We start from the raw sequence: 5,020 nt of genomic DNA on the forward strand, positions 1-5,020 counted from the left end.
GGCTCGGCGCGCACGTCACCGTCGTGGCCGCCGACGCGGCCGACCGCGACCAACTCGCCGCCGCCCTCGCGGCTGTCGACCCCGAGCACCCGCTCACCGCCGTCATCCACACGGCCGGAGCGCTCGACGACGGCGTCTTCACCGCACAGACCCCCGAGCGTCTGGACACCACCTTCCGGGCGAAGACGGACGCGGCCCGCCACCTCCACGAGCTGACGAAAGAACAGGACCTGGCCGCGTTCGTCCTGTACTCCTCCGCGGCCGGCACCCTCGGCAACCCCGGGCAGGCCAACTACGCCGCCGCCAACGCCGCCCTCGACGCCTACGCCCACACCCTGCGCGCCGACGGCTTCCCCGCCGTCTCCCTCGCCTGGGGCTACTGGGCCGACGTCAGCGGCATGACCGGGCACCTCGACGAGACGGCGCTGCGGCGCCACCGGCGCGACGGCATGCTGGGCCTGTCGGCCGCTACCGGGACGGCGCTGCTCGACGCCGCCGTCCGGGCGGGCGACGCGGCGTTCGTCGCGGCCCGGCTGGACCTGGCCGGGCTGCGGGCCCGGTCGGCGACCGAGCCGGCGCCGTGGCTGTTGCGCTCCCTGGTCCGCCCGCAGCGGCGCACCGCGGCGCGGGGCGGCCCTGAGCAGTCGGCCGTGGGCACCCTCGGACAGCGGCTCGCGGGCCTGCCCGCGGACGAGCGGGAGCGCACGCTCCTGGACCTCGTGCGCGGGGAGGCGGCGGCCGTCCTCGGCCACGGTTCGCCCGACGCCATCGGCGGCACGCGGGCCTTCAAGGACGCCGGTTTCGACTCGCTGACCGCGGTCGAACTGCGCAACCGGATCGGCGAGCGCACCGGCCTCACCCTGCCGACGACGCTGGTCTTCGACTACCCGACGCCGGCCGACCTGGTCCGCAAACTGCTCGGTGACCTGGTGGGGGAGGAGTCCGGGCCGGCCGAGGAGCGCGCCGGGGAGCCCCGGCGGGCGGCGGACGACGACCCCGTCGTCCTCGTCGCCATGGGCTGCCGGTTCCCCGGCGGCGCCGACGGCCCCGACGAGCTGTGGCGGATCGTCGCCGACGGCGCCGACGTGATCGGCGGCTTCCCCGAGGACCGCGGCTGGGACCTGGAGAGCATCTACGACCCGGACCCGGAGCACCTGGGCACCTCGTACGCGAACACCGGCGCGTTCCTCGACACGGCGACCCGGTTCGACGCGGCCTTCTTCGGGATCTCGCCGCGTGAGGCCGTCGCCATGGACCCGCAGCAGCGGCTGCTGCTGGAGACCGCCTGGGAGACGTTCGAACGCGCCGGCATCGACCCGACGGCGCTGCGCGGACAGCACGTCGGCGTGTTCGTCGGCGTCAACGACCGTGACTACACGCTGCGGTTGCAGCACGCGTCCGGGGAACTGGAGGGCTACCGGCTGACCGGCACGTCCGGCAGCGTCGCCTCCGGCCGCATCTCCTACACCTTCGGCCTGGAGGGCCCCGCGCTGACCGTGGACACGGCCTGCTCCTCGTCCCTCGTGGCGCTGCACCTGGCCGCGCAGTCGGTGCGCGCCGGCGAGTCCACGATGGCCCTGGCCGGCGGTGTGGCGGTGATGACGACGCCGGACGCGTTCGTGGAGTTCTCCCGGCAGCGCGGACTGTCCACCGACGGCCGCTGCAAGGCCTTCGCGGACGCGGCCGACGGCACCGGCTGGGCGGAGGGCGCGGCCCTGCTGCTGGTCGAGCGACTGTCGGACGCCCGCCGCCACGGTCACCCCGTGCTGGCGGTGGTCCGCGGTTCGGCCGTCAACCAGGACGGCGCGTCCAACGGCCTGACCGCCCCCAACGGCCCCTCCCAGCAGCGCGTCATCCGCGCGGCGCTCGCCGACGCCGGCCTCCCGGCGTCCGAGGTGGACCTGGTGGAGGCGCACGGCACGGGAACGGCCCTCGGCGACCCGATCGAGGCCCAGGCCCTGCTGGCGACCTACGGCAAGGACCGCGAGGAGCCGTTGCGGCTCGGCTCGCTGAAGTCGAACATCGGGCACACCCAGGGCGCGGCCGGCGCCGCGAGCGTCATCAAGGTCGTGCAGGCGATGCGGCACGGGGTGCTGCCGAGGACGCTGCACGTGGACCAGCCGTCCACGAAGGTGGACTGGAGCGCCGGTGCGGTGGAACTGCTCACGCAGGCGCGTGCGTGGCCGGAGGTGGAGCGTCCGCGGCGGGCGGCGGTGTCGTCGTTCGGGGTGAGCGGCACCAACGCCCACGTCATCCTCGAACAGGCCCCCGAGGAGCCGCCCGCCGACGGCGAGCCGGCCACCGTGGTCCCGGCGCCCGCCGTACTGCCGTACGCCCTGTCGGCGAAGACCCCCGAGGCGCTGGCGGGCCAGGCGGCGCGCCTGGCCGCCCGGATCGCCGACGGCGACGACCGGCTCGTCGACGTCGCCCACTCCCTGCTCACCTCGCGTGCCGCGCTCGACCACCGCGCCGTCGTCCTGGCGGGCGACCGCACGGAACTGCTCGCCGGTCTCGACACGCTGGCCGAGGGCACACCGGCCGCGTCCGTGGTGACCGGCTCCCCGGCGCCGGGCAGGACGGCGTTCCTGTTCACCGGGCAGGGCAGCCAGCGCATCGGGATGGGCCGCGAGCTGTACGCGGCGTACCCCGTCTACGCCGAGGCGTTCGACGCGGCGTGCGCCGAACTGGACCGGGAGCTGGCGGGGCACGTGCCGCTGCCGCTGCGGGAGGTGGTGTTCGCCGAGGACGGCACCGAGACGGCCGCGCTGCTGCACCGCACCGTGTACACGCAGGCCGCGCTGTTCGCCCTCCAGGTGGCGCTGTTCCGCCTGGTCGAGTCGTGGGGCGTGCGCCCGGACCTCGTCGCCGGGCACTCCATCGGCGAGCTGGCGGCCGCCCACGTGGCGGGCGTGTACTCGCTCGCCGACGGCGCCCGCCTGGTCGCCGCGCGGGGCCGGCTGATGCAGGCGCTGCCCGAGGGCGGCGCGATGGTCGCCGTACAGGCCGCCGAGGACGAGGTGCGCCCGCTGCTGCCCGCGGACGGCCGGGCCGGTGTCGCCGCCGTGAACGGCCCCGAGGCCGTGGTGGTGTCCGGCGACGAGGACGCGGTCCTCGCGGTCGCCGAGGCGCTCGCCGGCCAGGGGCGGAAGACGAAGCGGCTGCGGGTCAGCCACGCCTTCCACTCCGTGCGCATGGAGCCCATGCTGGCGGAGTTCCGGGCCGTCGCCGCCACCCTCGACTGCGCCGCCCCCCGCATCCCCGTCGTGTCGGCGCTGACCGGGGCCCGGGTGGAACTCGACGACCTCGGCAGCGCCGACTACTGGACGCGGCACGTGCGCGAGGCGGTGCGGTTCGCGGACGCGGTGCGCTGGGCGCGGGAGCAGGGCGCCGGCCACTTCCTGGAGATCGGGCCGGACGCGGTCCTCACCGCGATGGCCCGGGAGACCGTGGACGCGCTCGGCGACCCGGCCGGCGCCGCCTTCCTGCCGGGACTGCGCCGCGAGCGGCCCGAGCCGGCCACACTGCTCGCCGCGGTGGCCGGACTGTGGGCGCGCGGGGTGCCCGCCGCCCCGGCCGCCCTCCTGACGGGCACCGGGGCCCGCCGGATCGACCTGCCCACCTACGCCTTCCAGCGGGAGCGCTACTGGGCCGAGACCGGCCCCGGCGCCGCCGACGTCACCTCCCTCGGTCTGGCCGACGCCGCGCACCCGCTGCTGGGCGCGGTGGCCGAACTCCCCGACGGCGCCGGAGCACTGGCGACCGGGCGGCTGTCGCCGTCCGCGCCGGGCTGGCTGGCCGACCACGCCAAGTCCGGGGTGGTCCTGGTGCCGGGCACCGGTCTGGTGGAACTCGCCCTACGCGCGGGCGAACAGGTCGGCGCCGCGACCCTGGAGGAGCTGGTGCTCCAGGCCCCGATGGTGCTGCCGGAGCGCGGAAGCGCCGAGGTGCGGGTCCAGGTCGGCGCGGCCGAGGGCGGGACGGGACGGCGCCCGGTGAGCGTCCACTCCCGCAGCGGTCAGGACGCCGACTGGGTGCGGCACGCCGCCGGTCACGTCGCCTCCGCGCCCGCGTCCGCCGGCGCACCGCTCACCGCCTGGCCGCCGCAGGGCGCGCAACCGGTCGACATCGACGGCTTCTACGAGCGCCAGGCCGCCGCCGGTCACGACTTCGGGCCCGCCTTCCAGGGGCTGCGCAAGGTGTGGCGGCACGGCGAGGAGACGTACGCGGAGGTCGCCCTGCCCGACGAGGCGGCCGCCGGAGCGGACGCCTACGCCCTGCACCCGGCGCTGCTCGACGCGGCTCTGCACGCCACGAGCTTCGGCGCGGTCGCCGAGACCGAGCCCGGGCAGGTGCTGCTGCCGTTCGCGTGGAACGGCGTCACCGTGCACGCCACGGGCGCCACGTTCCTGCGGGTGCGGATCACCCGGCTCGGCAACGACACCGTGGCCGTCACGGCGGCCGACGCCACCGGGGCGCCGGTCGTGTCGGTGGGCTCGCTGGCCTTCCGGGCCGTCGACCCCCGGCAGCTGGAGTCCGGCGACGACGTGCTGCGGGACGCGCTGTTCCGGGTGGACTGGCAGGAGATGCCGGCGCCGCAGGAGACGGCCGGTGCGGACTGGCCGGTGCTGGACCTGACCGGCCGGCCGGGCACGGACGTACGGGAGTCGGCGGGGGAGGCGCTGGCGGCCGTGCAGGAGCACTTGGCGGGTGAGAGCGACGCCCGGCTGGTGGTCCTGACCCGTGACGCCGTCGCCGATCCGGCGCAGGCGGCGGTGTGGGGTCTGGTGCGCACGGCGCAGAACGAGCATCCGGACCGTCTGGTGCTCGTGGACGTCGCGGACGGCTCGGAGAGTCTGCTGCCGGCGGCGTTGGCGAGCGGTGAGCCGCAGCTCGCGCTGGCCGGGGGCGCGATCCGTGTTCCGCGTCTGGTGCGGGCGGAGGCGGCGGAGGCCGCGGGCGTGAGTCCGCTGGACCCGGACGGCACCGTGCTGATCACCGGCGGCACCGGCACGCTGGGCGC

At 76.6% G+C, this 5,020-nt stretch carries 1 protein-coding gene; it reads left to right on the forward strand.

The genetic code is table 11. From position 1 onward, the window contains the following. Window positions 1-5,020, forward strand: a 5,020-nt coding sequence (locus tag K7787_RS31155; RefSeq protein WP_247721467.1) for a type I polyketide synthase, incomplete at both ends; no start/stop codon positions are given.

Source organism: Streptomyces sennicomposti (assembly GCF_019890635.1).
Taxonomy (GTDB): Bacteria; Actinomycetota; Actinomycetes; order Streptomycetales; family Streptomycetaceae; genus Streptomyces; species Streptomyces sennicomposti.